General features: G+C 39.8%; 18 protein-coding genes and 1 other annotated feature. Of the genes, 5 read left to right on the top strand and 13 right to left on the bottom strand.

Annotated features, from left to right (window positions below; genetic code table 11):
- Positions 1-12: 12 nt before the first annotated feature.
- From FE005_RS06555 to nox, 11 genes are all read right to left on the bottom strand, one after another.
- Positions 13-1,953, bottom strand: coding sequence for an alginate lyase family protein (locus FE005_RS06555; protein WP_175413537.1), 1,941 nt, complete (start codon positions 1,951-1,953; stop codon positions 13-15).
- Positions 1,954-1,957: 4 nt separating this feature from the next.
- On the bottom strand, positions 1,958-3,724 hold the full coding sequence (locus FE005_RS06550) for a beta-galactosidase family protein (protein WP_138371489.1): 1,767 nt from the start codon (positions 3,722-3,724) through the stop codon (positions 1,958-1,960).
- Positions 3,725-3,748: 24 nt separating this feature from the next.
- Entirely contained in the window at positions 3,749-4,573 is an 825-nt protein-coding gene (locus FE005_RS06545; protein ID WP_103300351.1) for a carbohydrate ABC transporter permease, read from the bottom strand.
- Entirely contained in the window at positions 4,563-5,450 is an 888-nt protein-coding gene (locus FE005_RS06540; RefSeq protein WP_103300350.1) for a carbohydrate ABC transporter permease, read from the bottom strand. The genes FE005_RS06545 and FE005_RS06540 overlap by 11 nt, the downstream gene beginning before the upstream one ends.
- Positions 5,451-5,638: 188 nt before the next feature.
- On the bottom strand, positions 5,639-6,979 hold the full coding sequence (locus FE005_RS06535) for an ABC transporter substrate-binding protein (RefSeq protein WP_103300349.1): 1,341 nt from the start codon (positions 6,977-6,979) through the stop codon (positions 5,639-5,641).
- A 155-nt stretch (positions 6,980-7,134) separates the two neighbouring features.
- On the bottom strand, positions 7,135-8,145 hold the full coding sequence (locus FE005_RS06530) for a LacI family DNA-binding transcriptional regulator (protein WP_103300348.1): 1,011 nt from the start codon (positions 8,143-8,145) through the stop codon (positions 7,135-7,137).
- 29 nt (positions 8,146-8,174) lie between these two features.
- The gene (locus FE005_RS06525; RefSeq protein ID WP_103300347.1) at positions 8,175-8,786 is read right to left on the bottom strand and encodes a YitT family protein; all 612 of its coding nucleotides are present in this window, start codon (positions 8,784-8,786) and stop codon (positions 8,175-8,177) included.
- Between the two features lie 229 nt (positions 8,787-9,015).
- Positions 9,016-9,375, bottom strand: coding sequence for a 50S ribosomal protein L20 (rplT, locus tag FE005_RS06520; RefSeq protein ID WP_003128653.1), 360 nt, complete (start codon positions 9,373-9,375; stop codon positions 9,016-9,018).
- 61 nt (positions 9,376-9,436) lie between these two features.
- Positions 9,437-9,637, bottom strand: a complete 201-nt coding sequence (gene rpmI / locus FE005_RS06515; protein WP_003128650.1) for a 50S ribosomal protein L35 — start codon at positions 9,635-9,637, stop codon at positions 9,437-9,439.
- Positions 9,638-9,697: 60 nt separating this feature from the next.
- Positions 9,698-10,219 carry a translation initiation factor IF-3 gene (gene infC, locus FE005_RS06510; protein ID WP_003128645.1) on the bottom strand — a complete coding sequence of 174 codons (522 nt, stop codon included), beginning with the start codon at positions 10,217-10,219 and terminating at the stop codon, positions 9,698-9,700.
- 49 nt (positions 10,220-10,268) lie between these two features.
- Positions 10,269-10,390: a sequence feature (ribosomal protein L20 leader region), on the bottom strand.
- A gap of 191 nt (positions 10,391-10,581) precedes the next feature.
- Complete coding sequence (nox, locus tag FE005_RS06505; RefSeq protein WP_003128643.1) at positions 10,582-11,916, bottom strand: H2O-forming NADH oxidase; 1,335 nt, start codon at positions 11,914-11,916, stop codon at positions 10,582-10,584.
- A gap of 337 nt (positions 11,917-12,253) precedes the next feature.
- On the opposite strand from nox, the gene FE005_RS06500 reads away from it, so the two are divergent.
- Complete coding sequence (locus FE005_RS06500) at positions 12,254-12,889, top strand: pentapeptide repeat-containing protein (RefSeq protein ID WP_003128642.1); 636 nt, start codon at positions 12,254-12,256, stop codon at positions 12,887-12,889.
- A 4-nt stretch (positions 12,890-12,893) separates the two neighbouring features.
- Here the strand turns inward: FE005_RS06500 and FE005_RS06495 are convergent, their stop codons facing one another.
- Complete coding sequence (locus tag FE005_RS06495; RefSeq protein WP_003128641.1) at positions 12,894-13,796, bottom strand: magnesium transporter CorA family protein; 903 nt, start codon at positions 13,794-13,796, stop codon at positions 12,894-12,896.
- 95 nt (positions 13,797-13,891) lie between these two features.
- Positions 13,892-14,536, bottom strand: a complete 645-nt coding sequence (locus tag FE005_RS06490; RefSeq protein ID WP_003128640.1) for a deoxynucleoside kinase — start codon at positions 14,534-14,536, stop codon at positions 13,892-13,894.
- 414 nt (positions 14,537-14,950) lie between these two features.
- Between FE005_RS06490 and mvk the strand changes: the two genes are divergently transcribed.
- Genes mvk through fni form a run of 4 tightly spaced genes read left to right on the top strand, consistent with a single transcriptional unit; the run spans position 14,951 to position 19,011 of the window.
- Positions 14,951-15,883: a mevalonate kinase gene (gene mvk, locus FE005_RS06485; RefSeq protein ID WP_138371488.1), complete on the top strand. Its 933-nt coding sequence runs from the start codon at positions 14,951-14,953 to the stop codon at positions 15,881-15,883.
- Positions 15,876-16,895, top strand: a complete 1,020-nt coding sequence (gene mvaD / locus FE005_RS06480; RefSeq protein WP_138371487.1) for a diphosphomevalonate decarboxylase — start codon at positions 15,876-15,878, stop codon at positions 16,893-16,895. Before mvk ends, mvaD begins: the two co-directional genes overlap by 8 nt.
- Positions 16,892-17,971 carry a phosphomevalonate kinase gene (locus tag FE005_RS06475; RefSeq protein ID WP_060813070.1) on the top strand — a complete coding sequence of 360 codons (1,080 nt, stop codon included), beginning with the start codon at positions 16,892-16,894 and terminating at the stop codon, positions 17,969-17,971. Before mvaD ends, FE005_RS06475 begins: the two co-directional genes overlap by 4 nt.
- Complete coding sequence (gene fni / locus FE005_RS06470; RefSeq protein WP_138371486.1) at positions 17,971-19,011, top strand: type 2 isopentenyl-diphosphate Delta-isomerase; 1,041 nt, start codon at positions 17,971-17,973, stop codon at positions 19,009-19,011. The genes FE005_RS06475 and fni overlap by 1 nt, the downstream gene beginning before the upstream one ends.
- The last annotated feature ends 120 nt before the right edge of the window (positions 19,012-19,131 follow it).

Genomic DNA, 19,131 nt, shown 5'->3' with positions numbered 1-19,131 from the left:
AGGATCCTCCCATCAGTACAAAACCATTCGTTTATTATCTTTTACTACCATTATCCGACCATAATAGTATTTACCTTCTATCCGATAAGCACGTCTTCCTACATTTGGTTCTTGATGTTGCAAAATGACCAGTTGTTGTGTCCTCTCTTCAAATGTAAATTTGATGGCTTCTACTACATTTGATGATTGCTTTTGGTCCTCTGCATAAACCGGAAGCTGTTCGACATTTTGAATAAGACCCTGTGGAGCAAGAACATAGGAACTAGTGTCTGTCCTTTGAATTTCCTTTTTAAGAATACCGCAGCAAATGGACTTGGTTTCATTGTACGTTGGCGAAACAACAGTATCCTCAATCGTTGCTTTCATTCTTTCATCCAGACTGATCAATTCGAAATCCAGATCCTCAAGTATCAGTCCTCTTTGTGTCAGCTGGACGTCATTCGAATTGAAATGAAAATAGGTACAGATATTATGCGCTCCATGGCAGAAGTAACTATCACTGATCAAACAAAACCCTTCTGGAAAGTGTATTAATTTCCGATTGAGATAGACTGGATCTGACAAATCAAAATAGCCTAGATGTCCTCCTTCAAAGAAGTGAATACCTGAATGAGACAGCAATTTTTGATTGATTGGTGAAGCGACTTTTTCACTGTTCCAAGCATCTGTATGGTGATTGAAATTCTGATCATCCACTACAATTGTATTGTGTGCATAAGGCGCTTTATAATCAAGTCGACCTTTAGATACTTCATAACTATAACGGCCAGAATCAATCAAAATATCTTTGCCTCGGTGTGTATAAGACACATGAAGTAAATCATCATGTCCATGTCCCCCACCCAATGGACCACATTTAAACAAGGTATAGTCTTCAGGTGTTTTGGCAATCATCAATCCGGCTTGTTGGAAATGATGTACCGAAAAAACAGATAAAAATTTATTTTCTAACGGAAATTCCCCATAACCAAACGATTGCTTTGCAAAAAAAGTGGGACGTTTTTTTGCAAAAGATGAAGGACTTACTATTCCCTCTGCATACTGCAAAAGGCCCGTCATATCTTCTAAATCGCTATCACCATAGACGGGTTGCTTGCCATCAGGTTTGACAAAAGATGCCGCTGCCTGCGTCATCTTTTTGGCATAGTTCAGAATCAGTTCAGGAATTTCTTGCTGATTTCTTTGTGCCAATTGAATGATTTGCAGCAAAGAAAGCAACACTTCGTTATGATACATAAACGATTGTTCTCGCTGCATGCCATCTTCTTCCACTTGAAGTGCGAGTGATTCTTCCAAATAAGCCAAACTAGCTACTCGCCAGTCACTTGCTGATGCCCATTCGGGATAAGCTAGACTGATACTATACAAACCAGCAATTTCCAACACTTGCCAGTTACTTTGTCCTCGTTCGATCGAAAGATGATCATAGAGATACTTGCCATGATGGCTGATTTCTTCTTCCATTCGTTGCGCTAGTTCTGGTGTAAACAATGGGAAATGACGATGGATTTCAAGTAATTTAAGCCAATGAACCACTCGCAAGCCTACATCGATCGTTCGCCAACTATAGCCCTTCGTCTGTTCATTCAATGGATTATGCTCTATGAAAGCCTGTAGAAAATCGGCCAAATACCTTTTGTAAATTTCTTCTTCTGTCAGCAAATAGGCCAATCCGATATCTACCAAAAACCGATGACGGTTCAACATATAATTCCATTCTGGATCATTATTTGGGCTATCACCCCATTGAATCTCAGCCAACTGCCAATGAATAGATTCATGTGTTCTCTCCATGTCCCATTCATTGTCAAAAAGATATTCTCCCGAGACAAAACGTCTACTTCGCATCAATAATTTCTGACAATCGTTTGGGTACTCAAGCAGCTCCTCTTTAAACGAATTAAGTTCCTCTTTTGTGGTACAGTTAAAAAAAACTACATAGTTTTTATTCATTGCTTTACTCCATGATTGGTGATTGAAGGAAACGTAATTCATCAATAGGGATTCCTTCTGTTTCAAAAACGATGACTTCATTCGCGCCCTTTCGCCAGAAATAATCCGGAATATAGAGGGTTTTGACTGGTCCTTCATTCCAATAGCGTCCCATATTTTGCCCATTTACAAAAACAACGCCTTTACCAAAGCTACTACAATCTAGGAAAGTATTTCCAACCTGTTCTAAAGCAATTGTTGCCTTATAAAAAGCCGGTGTATTTGGTGTCATCGCTTTAGAAAAATCGATTCTAGCAATTTGTTCTGGCTCGAATTCAAGGCAATAGTGTTCCCAGTTGCTGATGTAATGGATATCTTCCATCACACCACTGCGAATCCCTTTTCTTTGGGTTTCTGCCACGAGCTTAGGACCGTAATTGTTTCTTCCCATGTTTTCAACTAGCAAACTCAATTCATTTTGTTCTTCAGTTAGGTCAAAAGTAATTTCTTCGCCGATCGTGTCTTGATATTGGGTTGCTACTCTAGCTTGATTCACAAAAAACTGGATACGATCCAATCCATCAATGACTTTCAATTTTTCTATCCGCCGCTTTTCCATTAATTGACTACGGTAAAGAGTGTAGCCAAAATTCTGTCCTAAATACTCCATCGGTAATGTGTAATCATTGCTGATCGGACTGCTGATTTCGTCGAGAACAGAAAATAATCCTACGCTTTCTTGAATTGGAAAAATCCCCAAACTAACTAACTGAGGATAGAGTGGTTCAGATGTCTGCGCTCCAGGAACTTCTTCTTGAATCACTTTTTGAATGGCAAAATATTTTTCGGTAGGTGCCCCCCATTCTGTCAATGGTGCATCATAATCATATGAAGTGATTTGCGGTTCATTCCGAACGCCTGCATCCGAAGAGCCATTATAAAATCCATAATTCGTTCCACCTTGAAACATATAAAAATTAATGCTGCCTCGTTTTATTACCTCGCGAACTTCTTCAGCTGTTTCCTGCGGATCCCTACGAATAATTTTTTTCTGCCAAGAATTGAACCAGCCGTCCCAAAATTCCATACACATAAGCGGTTCAATCAAGTTGTTTTTTTCTTGATAACGTTTGAGCCAAGCAAAGTTCTCGTTTGCATCAGAACCAAAATTAGCGGTAGCTAAAATGTCTTCTTCTGGAAGAGTGCCAGCTTCCAATACTTCTCGCCAACCTCCATCAGAAGTGAATAAAGGAACCGTGAGATATTTCCGAAGCTCTTTCACTAAGAATTTCAGGTAATCTTTGTCTTCACCATAGGAGCCATACTCGTTTTCCACCTGCACCATCAATAGATGGCCTCCATGGGTAAATTGATATGGAACCAATTTCGGCAAAAGTTGTTCATAATACTCCGTTATTGCTTGTAAATAACCAGAATATTGACTACGGATCCGCATCTTACTATCGCTTAACAACCAAGCAGGCAAGCCACCGAAATCCCATTCACCACAGATATAAGGACTTGGACGAACAATTGTAAATAACCCTAATTTTTCAGCTATATCCAAAAATGTCGTTACATCTGCCAACCCCTCAAAATCAAATACTCCTTTTTTTGGTTCGTGCAAATTCCACGGCACATATGTTTCAACACAATTACAGCCCATCGCTTGCAAATTACGCAATGTTTGTTCCCATTGTGTTGGCGGAATTCTAAAATAGTGGACAGCGCCAGAAATTAATTTTAGCGGCTGATCATCTAGGTAAAATTCCTCTTTGATTTCAAACTTCATTCCATTGTTCCTCCTAAAAAGCACCTATTTAATCGCTGAATCTAGCCCATTTGACTTGAATTTTGATTGTAAAAACATATATAGCAAAACGATCGGTATAACTGATGTGGCCAAAATTGCCATCAATGCGCCGTAATTCAATGGGTCATAATTGTTTTGTGTCATATTTTGTATAATCAACGGCACCGTAAATTTCTTGGAGTCAGACAGTACAATCAATGGAATCAAGTAGGAATTCCAATATCCCATGAAGGTAAGCAAAGCAGTCGTAATGATGCTAGGTGTTAAGACCGGAACGGCGACTTTCCAAAAGATCGTCCACTCACTTGCGCCATCAATTCTCGATGCTTCCATTAATTCATTAGGAAACTGCTGTGCATATTGTCGCATCATAAACACGGAAGTCGTGGAGGCCACACTAGGAATAATGACACCGGCAAACGTATTTGTCAGACCAAACTTACTTAAAATATAAAAAGTAGGGATCAATGTCGCGAACCCAGGAATCATGCGGGAGATCATGACTAGATTAAAAATTAGATTACTTCCCTTAAAGCGGTATTTCGCCATTACATATCCCGCTAATGTCGTGATAAAAGTTGAAACGGCTGTACCCACAAAAGTTATGATGCCTGAATTGATCAGTACGCGAATGTAATCATATTTTTCTTGGACTTCTTTGATGTTTCTCAAAAAATGAGGTCCAATCGTGAAATTTATTTTTTCGCCTAAAATGACATCATTGGACTGAGTAGAGGCAATCAGCATGTATACATAAGGTAATGCAAAAATGACCAATCCAATTAAGAGTACAAAGTAAATAAGTAATGGGTTCAGCTTACGCTTCATTGTTTTTTCCCCCTACAATAAATTGGATGATGGATAAAATGGCCGCAATGATTACCATTGTCCATGCAATCGCAGAAGCTTTTCCAAAATCGACCATTTCGAAACTCGTCTTATATAAATTAACACCGACAGTTACAGCCGAAGATTCTGGACCAAAGCCATTTTTAAATAAAATGTTTGGTACTTCAAACGCACCTAGACCGTTAATGGTTGATAAAATCATCCCCATCAAAACTACAGGCTTCAATAGTGGAATCGTGATCTTAAAAAACTTTTGCAGGCTGTTTGCTCCATCAATGTCCGCACTTTCATAGATTTCAGTTGATATATTTTGCAAGCCGGCTAAAAATAAAACGGTGTAATACCCCACGTTCAACCAGACCGAAATAATAATGATCGAAACCCTAGCCCAAAAGGGATCAGTCAGCCAAGGAATTGGCGCTAATCCAATCGTCGCCAAAACTGAGTTAAATAATCCTGTGGGGTTGTAAAAGGTCAAAAACACTGAGGAAACAGCTACGATTGAAGTAATAGCTGGTAAGTAATACACGGTACGAAAAAAACCTTTTCCTTTAATCGTTGGTTTATTTAACAACACAGAAAAAATCAGTGCTAAGAAGATTGTGATTGGTATGGAAAAAAGCATAAAAATGAAAACATTGAAATAGGATTTAAAAAATAATGGATCTTTAAAAATGGCAATAAAGTTTTCCAAACCAATAAATTCAATTGCTGTCGATACTTTCGAGAAACTAAATCCCAATGACATGACGGCTGGAATAAGTAATGTAACGATAAAAAGAAGAAGAAATGGCAGCAACATAATGTAGGCTGTGCGGGAATAATTTGTAATCCCTCTCTTTTTACGAAATTCCATATGGATACCCCTTTTCAATTTTAAAATCGGGGTTATTCTATCACTCAAAACAACGCTATAACTTTCAACTACCTCTACGTCTGAAATCAGTTGATCGTCATGAACTGAAGGACCTGCTAGAAATCAGAATCATTGTACATGGATTCCTACAGTCATTGGTTAGCTTTGTAGAATAACCCCTTTAAAAATTATTCGTTCACTTTAACGCCATATTTTGAAGCAAAATCATCAGCTTGTTTCTTCAATGCATCATCAACAGAAACACCGTTATTTTTGATATCGTAACTAGCAGCTTCAATATAGTTGTCTAAATCAGCTGAATAAGGGAAAGCATACCCTTCAATACTGTTTTGGCTGATTTCATCAAGTGTCAATAAGATTTTTTGATTGCCATAATAAGGAAATTCCTTCTGAGCAACTTCACTTGTATAAGCTGTTGTATTCGCAGGTAAGCCGCTTAACTCCATATAAGCATCTAACGCTTCTTTATCTGTTAATGCAAAAGTAATAAATTGTAGTGCAGCCAATGCATTTTCCGAATTTTTCGGAACGTAATAACTAGAGCCACCACTCATTGGAGAATAATTATTGTCCTCATCAACTGCTGGAATCGCACCAATTCTCCATTTCCCTTCATCATCGGGATAGTCACTTGCTTGATATGATGCCAACCAGCCCCCAGCAAGAATAATACCGCAGTCTTGACCGATCACTGTATAATCTTTTGAGTTACCATATGCAACTAAATCTTCATCTTGTAATTTTTTTATGATTTCATAAGAATGTTTTACAGCAGGATCTAAGAGATTCAAATTTCCGTCTTTATCAAATAATGAAACGCCTTGCTGTTCTGTTAAGTACTTGACCAAGTCTAACTCGCCAGTATCCCTCATAAATAATAGCTTTTTGCCAGTTTTCTCTTTTAATTTTTTACCAGCCTCGATCAATTCATCCCAAGTTTTGATTTGTTTCATATCTACACCAGCTGTTTTAAATGCTTCTTCATTGTAAAACATAGATGCATTGCCCCAGTCATTTGGAAATCCAAAAACTTTTTTCGATGGTGCAATATTACTTAACATATTCATTTTGGCTGAATAAAAGTCTTTTCCATAATCTTTCACAAATCCAAAATCTTCTGCTGAATAAAAGAGATCTTCAAATTTATCAAAAACAGAACCTGCATTGCTGTCTTGTAAAAAAATCAAATCTGGCATTTTTTCATTAGCGACTAGCTTTGGTGTTACCTTTTGCACCATCGGAATTGCAGGTGCCACATCTACCGGGTTCAATTCTAGTTCAGTGCTATACTTCTTGTTATAAAGCTCAATCGATTTTTTTAAATAATCCGTATTTTTCCCTTGTGGCACATACACTTCAATGCTCGCCTTTTCTACCCGTGCTTCTTTTGCCAAATCTTTTGCTGAATCCGCTTTCGATTCAGACTTAGAATCACCTCCACCACATGCTGCCAAACTAACGATTGCCAATAAGCCTAACGTACCGCACAACATTTTTCTGAACTTCATATTTTCCCCTCCATATTGTAAACGCTTTTTTTCAATACATAGAATACACGAAAGTAAACAAAAGGTCAATAAGTTCACTGAACTTTTTACATTTGTTTACTGAATATATTTGTACAAAAAAGAAGCCATGACAAGAGGTTTGTCATGGCTTTTTCTCACTTCTTTTCATTATCGGTACTTCCTCGCAAACTTAATTCCGTCGCAATGATTACTTTTTTTGCTACTTGGCGCTCCGTTTCTAAGCGTTCGAGTAATAATTCAACACTCACTTCCCCCATAATTTCCGTATGTATCCTAACTGAGCTAAGGGTCGGAAAGACATGTTTCGCTATGCTAGTATCATTAAAACCAATCAATGAAACTCTTTCCGGTACTTTGATTCCATTTTCCAATAAAGCCCTTAAAGCCCCTACCGCTAACGGATCATTTGCAGTAAAAAAAGCAGTAGGTAGATTATCGGCAAGTTTTTCGATAGCTTTTGTCATCATTTCGTAGCCACTCTCAACATCGAAAGAGTGCTGAAAAACATTTTCTGGATTATACACACCTTTTATCCGAGTATATTTTTCAAATGCAATGGTCCGCGTATCCTTGCCAATAGGATGATTGGGTAATGTTTTGCCGTAATCAAGTCCTCCGATAAAGCCAATATTCCTATGCCCTGTTTCAACAAAAAAATTTACTACACTACTGACCGCTTGATCAAAATCGAGTGAAACAGAGTCATATTTTGCAGAAAGAATATCCATCCCCACAAAGACTAGATTATCCGTAAAATCGATCAAAGATTGTTGCTGTTCCGGTGAACATTCGCCAATTGAAATGATGCCGATGATGTCATCATCGAAAAGCATTTCATCATTGCGAAAATAACGAAGGATTTCATACCCTTCATCTAAAATCTTCTTCTCTGCACTCATTCTAAGCGAAAGATAATAGACATCATCCAATTCATCCTTTTCAGTCATCCATTGAACGATCGCGATTTTCCCTTTATCAATCACTCGATTCCGCTTATATTTCGTATATTCAAGTTTTTCTGCTGCTTCAAAAATCCGCTTTCTAGTTTCATCACTAACAGAAAGAGTTTGGTCAAAATTCAACACCCTTGAAACAGTCGTTTTAGACACACCAGCTAAATCTGCTATATCTTTGATTGTTGCCATACGAACACCTCATTTTCTCTCTGTTTAAATTATATTTTTGCCTTTTTCAATAAAACATCTAACATGTATGAGTTGACCAAGCTGAATAAAACGCCAATAACAACGGATTTTATTCCGTATGTAAAAAAACCTAAAGCCAGTACCATAAAATTGATATAACGGATTCCTCGAGCAATGTTAAATTCAGGATGTCTTTTATTGATTGCCAAAGCAATCACATCCATCCCTACTGTCGAAGCATTTGCAGAAATACAACAATAATATCCTATTGCAATAAAAATGCTGGCAAGTAAAAAGTCAATTCCTATATTCACTTGAAAGTTGATATCTATATAATAAAAAAGAGCAAAAAATATATTATAGCAAATACTACTGACGATAGACTTGAAAAAATTGGCTTTCCCTAAGAATAACCAACAAAAAACTAATAGAAGCAGTGTGATGCCCGACGTTAAATAGACAATCGGTATGCTTGTCACCTTTTCAACGATCATAGCCATACTTGTAACACCGCCATTTATAATGCCATTTGGCTTCATCCATTTTGCATAAGCAAAACCCATCAATACATTTCCTAAAACAATTTTCATAACGTTCTTTGTCTCATCCATTGCCTTATCAGTGATGATCAATTTATTCATCTCACAGCCTCCACCTCAAACTGGAATCCGATTTCATTATAATTTAATATACCACTAATTTGGAGGTTCGACAATTAGTTTAGTGAATATTTAGTGAACTGAAAAATAAATTGACCGCTTTTTTAAATTCACCAAATCACTCCATAGACAGAAAAACAGTTTTCTTATCCCCATAAAAACAAAAAACCCGCTCATAGAGCGGGTTCAATCGTTGTAGAACAACGTGAGTTTATTTGTTTAAAGCGTCTTTTGCTTGGTCAGCCAATGCAGTAAATGCTGTTGCATCGTTTACAGCCAAGTCAGCTAACATTTTGCGGTTGATGTCGATTTCAGCTAATTTCAAACCGTGCATCAATTTTGAGTAGCTTAAGCCATTCATACGAGCCGCTGCGTTGATACGAGCAATCCACAATTTGCGGAAGTCGCGTTTCTTTTGACGACGATCGCGGTATGCGTAGTTGTATGAATTCATTACTTGTTCTTTTGCTGTTTTAAATAAAGTGTGTTTAGAACCGTAGTAACCTTTTGCTAATTTTAGCACTTTTTTACGACGTTTACGAGTTACTGTTCCACCTTTAACACGTGCCATGTATAATTCCTCCTAATATGAAAATCGATAGTTGTTTGAATTTGTAAAGCCTGGGACGCAATTATTTCATGCGTGCTAATTGTTGACGGATACGTTTGTAATCGCCAGCTGAAACCATAGAAGCTTTACGCAATTGACGACGTTGTTTTTTTGTTTTACCGTGGAAACGGTGGCTAGTAAATGCACGGAAGCGTTTCAATCCGCCGCCGCCAGTACGTTTTACGCGTTTTGCTAATCCGCGGTGTGTTTTTTGTTTTGGCATAACTAATTTCCTCCTCAAAATCTTTCGTTATCTGACTTTAAACTGAAACTCAGTGAGTCATTATTTATCATTTTTTGGCGATAATACTAAGAACATGCTGCGTCCATCCATTTTTGGTTTTTGTTCAACGGATGCTAAATCAGCTGTTTCTTCAGCCAAACGATCCAACACTTTCTGACCAATCTCTTTATGGGTAATGGCACGGCCTTTGAAACGGATCGAAGCTTTTACTTTGTCCCCTTTTTCAAGGAATTTACGTGCATTACGCAACTTTGTGTTGAAATCATTGACGTCGATCGTTGGACTTAAACGAACCTCTTTAATGTTGATTACTTTTTGTTTTTTACGAGCTTCACGGTCTTTCTTCTGTTGCTCAAAACGATATTTTCCGTAATCCATAATTCTTGCTACCGGTGGTTTCGCATTTGGTGCCACCAATACCACATCAAGGTTTGCTCGTTCTGCAATTTGCAATGCTTCAGCTTTACTCTTTACACCAAGTTGTTCGCCGTTTTGATCAATCAAACGCAATTCACGTGCACGAATGCCGTCGTTTACCATCATATCCTTTGCTATGGTCATTCACCTCCGAGTTTTTTGAGAGAAAGAAAAGCTTGTCGATTCGAAATCAGACAATAAAAAAAAACGAGTTCTTCACGAACCCGCACGTACTCCATACACAAAATGTAGGAATCCTATTCTGCCCAGCGATACAGTCACTCAGGCGAGAAGCGGGTGCTTCTGCTTTAATTTCTCAACTTTTATAGTATACTGCTTTTTTTAGTTCTTGTCAATGGTTTTCATGATTATTTCAAAAAAGAGCGCATAACAAAAGTGACCAGCCACCTGAAGTTTCGGCTTGGTTCCAAAGAAGCTACTTCTAATCGTTTATTTGAAAAAAGAAGCTGCGACAAGATTTTTGTCACAGCTCCCTCAGCTATTTATTATTCAGCTTTCAATGCAGCCATTGTGATGTAGTTGTATGGTTGATTGAAGTGTGGTAAGAAGAAGATATCAAGTAATTTCATCTTGTCGATGGTTACACCTTCTTCAATTGCTAATGAGAACATGTGGATTCCCATAGCGATTTCTGAAGTACGTGATGCCATTTGGGCACCAATCACCCGACGTGATTCTTCTTCGTAAACGATCCGGATTTTCACGGTATCGTTTTCTTTCATGAATCCAGGTTTTTGCGTATCTTCATAATCTGAATACTTCACTTTCACACCGTTTCGTTCTGCTGCTTCTACGGAAAGACCGGTAGAAACCATGTTGTAACCAAAGATTGAGATTCCGTTTGATCCTTGGACCCCAGTTGATTCCAATGATGTACCGCCAATGTTATGGCCAGCTACGATCCCTGAGCGAACGGCATTTGTTGCTAAAGCGATGTAGGTCGTTTGTTGCAATGCATTTGAATAAACCGTTGCACAGTCTCCAACCGCAAAAACATCTGGGTCACTTGTTTGTTGGTGACGGTCTACCAAGTAGGCACCATTCGTAAATAGTTCCAAGTGCTCTTTGCCTAATGTATTGTTTGGCAAGAAGCCGATCGCATTGATCACAAGATCCACTGGATATTCTCCATTATCCGTTACCACTGCTTCTACTTTGTCGGTTCCTTTGTATTCCCGAGCTAATTCACCAAAGTGCAATTCGATCCCATGCTCTGCTAAGTTTTGATCCATGTCATCCGTGAACCATTTGTCATAGTAGTTTGGTAATGCACGGTTAGCGGCATCAAATAAAAGAACGTTTTTACCACGACGTTTTGCAGCTTCTGCAATTTCCACTCCAATATAGCCGGCCCCGATGACAGCAACATTTTTTACTTCTTCAGCTGCTAGTTCTTTATCCACAGATTGGCCATCTTGGAATCTCTTCAAGAAATGAATATTGGCTAAATCACGACCAGGTACTTTTGGCGAAATTGGTACTGAACCTGTTGCCAAAACAAGTTTGTCATATGTTTCTACCACTTCTTCACCATCTTTTGTTACTGCATGAACCGTTTTTTTCTCAAAATCAATATGGTCAACAGTTGTTTCCATATAGATTTTTGCTCCCTTTGCCTCAAAATCTTCCCGTTTTGTATAGAATAAGCCTTCATACGAATCGATTTGACGTCCAACCCATAATGCAGTCCCACAACCAAGGTAACTGAGGTTTGTATTCCGATCGATCATTACCACTTCTTGATCTTGGTAATTGTCTAATAAGGTATTTGCTGCGGCAATCCCTGCGTGGTTCGCACCAATAATCACTGTTTTTGTCATGGAAAAATTTCCCCCTTTTGTTTATGGTTTCATTATAGCTACATTGTGAATTTAAAAACTATCAAGATTTTCGCAAACCGTTAAAAAAATGACAGTTTTTACTGGTTATTGCCGAATTATCCTTGAATTATGCTTCTGAAATGAAGATTTTTCTTAAAACAATTCATAACCTTGTGAATATAAGCGTATTTATTTTTCATAAAACCTTGCTATTTCAGCAGCTAAAGTTAGCCTATTGAATTAAATTCACAATCTATCCATCAAACATCTTTGCACTGCTAAAGGCATCGCTAAAAACATGGTATACTATTAAAAAAACAAAATTTTGAGGTGCAAAATGAAAAAAAAGCAGCCGGATCCTCTTTTACCGATTATTGAATACTCAGAAACAAAAGATTTTTATCTTGAAGATGAAGAAATTTTTGAACAAGCTTTTTTTACAGAAACTGATGCCAGTTATGACGCTTGTACGGGTCTTATTTTAAAACAGTGCCACTTGAAAAAGGTCACCATGCAAAAGACAAGACTAGAGCATTGGGAATGCCAAAATGTTTTCTTTGAAAACTGCGACTTTTCCAACATGGAATGTTTGGGCGCTAGCTTTCATCAAGTACACTTCAAAAACTGCAAGCTGACCGGTACAAATTTTGCAGAAAGTTATTTTCGTGACTGTACATTTGAATCTTGCGTCGGCAATTTTGCTTCCTTCAGCAACACCAATCTCAAAACGATCCGCTTTGCAGAGTGCCAGCTGAATGACACAGAATTTTACGAAGTCCAATGGAAAAATCTCCAGTTGCAGCACAATCAGCTGACAAACAGTAATTGGTTCCGAACCAAACTCTATCAGCTGGATCTGCGGACCAATCCTTTCCAGAAAATCGCTCTTTCGCAAGAATTGTTGCGGGGATTGATCGTTGACCAAGAACAAGCATTAGTGATTGCAGCGGGGTTAGGTCTAGTGATTGACTGAAGCATCACTTGATTCTGCGCCAGAGTGCAATCAACATCCATCCTGACAAGACTAAACTGATCAGCAGAGCGATTCCCCAGCCAAACACGGTATTCGTGAAGGGCAATGGAACGTTCATGCCAAAGAAGCTGGTAACGATCGATGGTACCGTCAGCAACAACGACCAAACAGTCAGGAATTTCATCGTGTCGTTCAAGTTGTTGTTCAACAAATTATTGTACGTACCTGACAATTGTTCCAGAATTTGAAACGCTAACTGAGTCATTTCAACGGCTTGTTTCGCTTCGATCAGTGCATCATCCAACTGCTCTTTTTCATTGTCGTCCATTAAACGAAAGAATGACAAAGCTTTGATCTGTTCTAATAAAACGGCGTTTTGTTTCGTTGCCGAAACCAGATAAACGAGTCCGATCTCCAAGTCAGACATTTCCAACAAATTTTTATTGGTGGTCTTTTCCCGCAGCCGTTGATTGAGATGCACGCGATCGCTATTGACTTCTTCGACTAAAGGAAAAAAAGTTCCTGAGATCAAAAAAAGACTATTAAAAAGAAAATGAATCGGTGTTTGCAAAGGATTTTGCACGAGTATCCGTTCCATCATCGGAATCACATATTGGGTATTTCTCGAAGAAAAAGTAAACAGCCGATCTTTTTTTAAGATAAACGTCATCGGACTTGTTTCAAAATGATTGTCTTTCTTTTCTTGTTGAGGTACGTTGAACACCAACAACAATGCTTGGTCATCAGTATCGAACTCCACACGGGCACGTTCATTCTTGTCTAATGAGTAAGTTAACATCTCATCAGTCAACTGGTGCTGTCTTTGTAAACGCGCAATACTGCTACTGTCTTGTTGATCCACTTGAATCCATTCATAACGGCCATTGTAAAATCGTTTTTTTTCCACTGGTTTCCCTCCACACGTTACATGTTCGCTTTCTTCTATTATAAAAGAAAACAGCTGGAATCCCCACTTTTATGGGCTGGACTCCAGCTGTTGCTTTATTTGCGCACTTTTGCCAGTGCTTCGTCGACCATCGCTAATACCTTTTGGGCTGCTTCTGGATCTTCAACAAAGTTGAATTGATCGCCGTCGATTTGGATTTTTGGACTTTCTTGGTATTCTTCATACCATTGATCATACCGCAGATTCAATTCTTGATAATAGTCATACAAGGTAGGATCAAAGGATAACTGTTCATATTCCCGTCCCCGTTTATTGATCCGTTCTAACATAGTTTCAAAAGAAACCCGAATATGGACCAATAAATCTGGATGTTTTTTATGAGCTGCATAAGGCAATTCTTCCAACATGTTGGCCAATAAATCATCATAAACCCGAACTTCTGTATCCGTTGCTCGTCCTAAATCAGCATTCAAATGGAAAAGCAGTGAATCTTCATAAATGGATCGATCCAATACATTATTATCATCATTCAATGCTTTTTTGATACTATCAAAACGTTTATTCAAAAAATAAATCTGCAATAAAAAAGCATATTTATTTGGATCGGCATAAAACAACGGCAGCACTTCATTATCATCGATTGACTCATAAAATGCTTGACTGCCTAAATGATCAGCTAACAATGCAGTTAAACTTGATTTTCCTGCGCCGATAGTTCCTGCTAATACGATCACGCTCATATCCCCCAACTCACTCATCACTAAATATTGTATGTTTCATTTGCGTAATCAACTATACACTACTAGATATTGTATCGTCAACCCAGCGCTTTTGAAGCACAAAAACAAAAAATTTTCAATAAAAGTTTAAATATTTTCAGTTTTTTACGATTTCTTTTTCGGAATGCTTAACGAAACAGCCTTCTTCTAGTAAAATAAGAAAGAATCTTTTATTCGTTTTTCTGCGAACTTTTCTGTTCTAACGGAAAAACAAGGATCTATGATGAAATCACTAGTAATTATTAAGTAGATTGCAGCTTAGTTTAAAAGAATGACTCACAGGATCAAAGGGGAACCTTTATTTTTTTGCCTGCTGCTTCCTCTGAGACATTCTTTTGACTTCTGCTGCAGTTCTAAGAGAAATGAGGATAATGAATGTCACTCGGTACTGGCATAGCTACAGGGAAAATCATATTAATGGGTGAACATTCGGTCGTCTATGGTGAACCCGCCATCGCTTTTCCATTTGCTGGCGCAAAGGTCCACGTGACGATCACTGCCAGCCTAACGAATGATTTAACCTCCCATTATTACCATGGCCCACTAGAAGAAGCTCCTTCGCATTTAAAAAATGTGAAAGAACTTCTTCATCGCTTGCAGCAAGACCATCAAACCGGTCCCTTTTCTGTTTCGATCGTTAGTACAATCCCTTCAGAACGAGGAATGGGTTCAAGTGCGGCAGTTGCAGTTGCGTTGACTCGGGCCTTTTTTGATTGGCAGCACAAAGAGTTAAAAAAAGAACGGCTATTGGATTATGTCGATTTTTCTGAGAAAATCGCCCATGGAAATCCTAGCGGTATTGATGCTGCAGCAACAAGCGGCAACGAGGCGATCTACTTTACCAAAGGGCAGCCGATTACTTCTTTTCCATTGACGATCGATGGCTTTTTGTTAGTCGCCGATACAGGGATCAAAGGTCAGACCCGCACAGCTGTCAAAAGCGTCGCGCATCTGTTTGAAACGCAAAAACACCAAACGAGTCAGGCTATCAGCCGCTTAGGTTCTTTAGCAAAGACCGCTAAAGAAGCTATCTTACATAATCAGCTGACGCAGCTAGGTCAGGCAATGATCCACGCACATGAGACCCTCCGGCAACTAGGTGTCAGCAATCAAAACCTGGACGATCTCGTGTCACTGGCATTAGCCAACGGCGCTTTTGGCGCAAAGCTGACGGGCGGTGGCCGCGGTGGCTGTATGATCGCTTTGACTCAAACAAAAACACAGGCTGAAGTGATCAGCCGTATTTTATTGTCCAATGGCGCCCATGCCACTTGGATTCAAGGATTAGGAGCTTACGAACATGTATAAAGGAAAGGCGCGAGCCTACACGAATATTGCTTTGATCAAATATTGGGGCAAAGAGAACGAAACACTGATCTTGCCAATGAATAACAGCTTATCTTTGACGTTAGATGCTTTCTATACAGAAACCTCTGTTACCTTTTCAGAGGAATATACTCAAGACCGTTTTTTCCTGGATGACAAACAGCAGAGTGAGGCTGCAACGAAGAAAATCTCCGCTTTTTTGGATCTTGTACGCGCAAAAGCCAATTGTCCTTTTTTCGCGCAAGTCAACAGCCGCAATTTCGTTCCAACAGCTGCTGGTCTTGCTTCATCTGCTAGTGGACTAGCTGCTTTAGCCGGAGCCTGTAACGCAGCACTTGACTTACAATTATCACAAACAGAACTATCCCGTCTCGCTCGGCGGGGATCTGGCTCTGCTTGTCGCAGTATTTTTGGCGGCTTTGTCGAATGGCATACTGGTGATGATGACACGTCTTACGCAACACCGATTGCTTCGGAAGGCTGGGAAAAAGAGCTAAGTATGCTTTTCATTTTGATCAACGACAAAGAAAAAGATGTTTCCAGTCGTGACGGGATGCGTCGGACTGTAAAGACTTCCAGCTATTATTCTGGTTGGCTAGAAAGCACACCACACGATTTGAAAAAGTTAAAGCAAGCCATCCGCGAAAAAGACTTTCAGTTATTAGGTGAAACGACAGAAGCCAATGCCCTAAAAATGCATGCCACTACTATGGCGGCGACTCCACCGTTCACCTACTGGTCTCCTGAATCCTTGCGAGCAATGGATTGCGTCCGTTCCTTGCGTCAAAAAGGGCTGGCCTGCTACTTTACGATGGATGCCGGACCAAATGTCAAAGTGCTTTGTCAAAGAAAAGACGAAGAAGCTATATTAACCCAGCTGAAAAAAGATTTTCATCCTGAACAATTAATCGTTGCTCACGCAGGACAAGGGTTGGTTGATTTACCAATGACAGTGACCGATCCGTCTATGACAAATGAAGGAGTGTCGAAATGATAGAAATCTCAGTCCCCGGCAAATTATTTATTGCAGGTGAGTATGCGGTCGTTGAACCTGGACATCCAGCGATCATCGTTGCGGTGGATCAATTTATCAATGTGACGATCGAAGGCGCCCGCAAAAACGGCAGTATCCAATCTGCCCAGTACAGTGACTTGCCGATCCGCTGGACTCGCCGCAATGGCGAACTAGTACTGGACCACCGAGAAAATCCTTTTCATTACATTCTAGCTGCTATTCGTCTAACAGAAAAATACGCTCAAGAAAAGGGAACCTTGCTCTCTTTTTATGACTTAAAAGTAACGAGTGAGTTAGATAATTCCAACGGTCGAAAATATGGACTTGGTTCTAGCGGTGCAGTGACCGTTGCTACCGTCAAAGCACTCAACCTCTACTATGATCTAAAAATGGATCGCTTGACGCAATTCAAGATCGCCGCATTGGCCCATTTGGCCGTGCAAGGGAATGGCTCGTGTGGTGACATTGCTGCTTCTTGCTATGGCGGCTGGCTAGCTTTTTCCACATTTGATCATGAGTGGGTCTTACGAAAACAGCAGGAATGGACATTGACTCAGCTATTGACCAGTGATTGGCCAGAGCTTTCGATCCGTCCATTGACTGTACCAAAATCATTGCGCCTGTTGATTGGGTGGACAGGTAGTCCTGCTTCCACTTCTGATTTAGTTGACCAAGTCTACCAATCAAAAGAAGCCAAAGAAAAGGGCTATGCCAAATTTTTGGCAGACAGCAAAGACTGTGTCAATCGTTTGATTGATGGCTTTTTAAATGAAGACAGCCGAACAATCAAAAAAATGATTACCGAAAATCGAAAATTACTTGTAGGATTATCTAGTCTGACTGGTGTAACCATTGAAACACCCGCTTTAAAGAAACTATGTGACTTAGCAGAAACCTATCGCGGGGCCGCCAAGTCTTCAGGCGCTGGCGGCGGGGATTGTGGCATTGTGATTGTCGATCAAAAAACCGGGATCTTACCATTGATGAGCGCTTGGGAAAAAGCCGACATTATTCCATTGCCACTGCATGTCTATCATTATCGGGAGGAGATTTAATGAATCGAAAAGATGAACACGTCTCATTGGCAAAAGCCTTTCACAAGCCACGGTTGAATGATTTTGATGCGGTTCAAATTATTCACCAGTCCTTTCCCGAGATCGATAGCGCACAAGTCACTTTGGAAACGGAACTCTTTGGCCGCTCTTTCGCTACCCCTTTTTTCATCAACGCCATGACAGGCGGAAGTGAGAAAAGCAAAAAAATCAACCAAGACTTGGCTGAAGTTGCGAAAGCTTGTGACCTGATGATGGCGACTGGTTCTGTCTCAGCTGCATTAAAAGACCCAGCGCTGTCCGACACGTTCCAAGTCGTTCGCCAAGTCAATCCAGAGGGCTTTCTTTTAGCAAATGTCGGTGCTGGTAGTTCCGTTGAAAATGCCTTGCGTGCGATCGACTTATTTGAAGCCGATGCCTTACAGATCCATCTGAATGCCCCTCAAGAATTGGTGATGCCAGAAGGGGACCGTGAATTCAGCAATTGGCTAAGTCTGCTGGAACAAATCGTAAAGGCGGCTCCAGTACCAGTTGTCGTAAAAGAAGTCGGTTTTGGTATGACCCGAGAGACTATTCAGCAATTGATTTCGGTAGGCGTACAAACGATCGATGTTGCTGGTAGCGGCGGAACGAGTTTTACCCAAATTGAAAATGCCCGCAGAAAAAAACGAGAAATGGCTTACTTGAATCACTTCGGCCAATCGACGGTTATTTCTTTACTAGAAGCCAACGAAGTGCAACACTCCTTCACGACAATCGCTTCAGGAGGGATTCGAGATGCCTTTGATATTTTCAAAGCTTTATGTCTTGGTGCCAAAAGTGTCGGAATCTCTGCTACGATTTTGACCATGCTCTTAGATAAAGGACCTGAAGAAACGATTGCCACCATCCAGTCTTGGAAAGAACAGCTTCAGCTGCTCTACACCATGGTCGGACAAACCCGGACACAGGATTTGACCAATGTACCGCTAATTTTCTCCGGTTCTGTCAAAGACTGGTGTCATGCCCGGCATATTTCGTTGTCGGATTATAGTTTTCGCTAAAAAAGAGGCTGGGACAGAAATGTTAAACTCCACAAAATAAGGAGGAATACACGGAAATTGCTTTTCAAATTTTGGGGTAGTTCGATTAATTTCTCGGAGTTGCTTCTGCTTCCGCCATTT

The organism is Enterococcus sp. M190262, assembly GCF_005843965.1.
Lineage (GTDB): Bacteria > Bacillota > Bacilli > Lactobacillales > Enterococcaceae > Enterococcus_D > Enterococcus_D gallinarum.
Note: the sequence above shows the minus strand (reverse complement) of the source record. Positions and strands in the feature narration are given on the sequence as shown.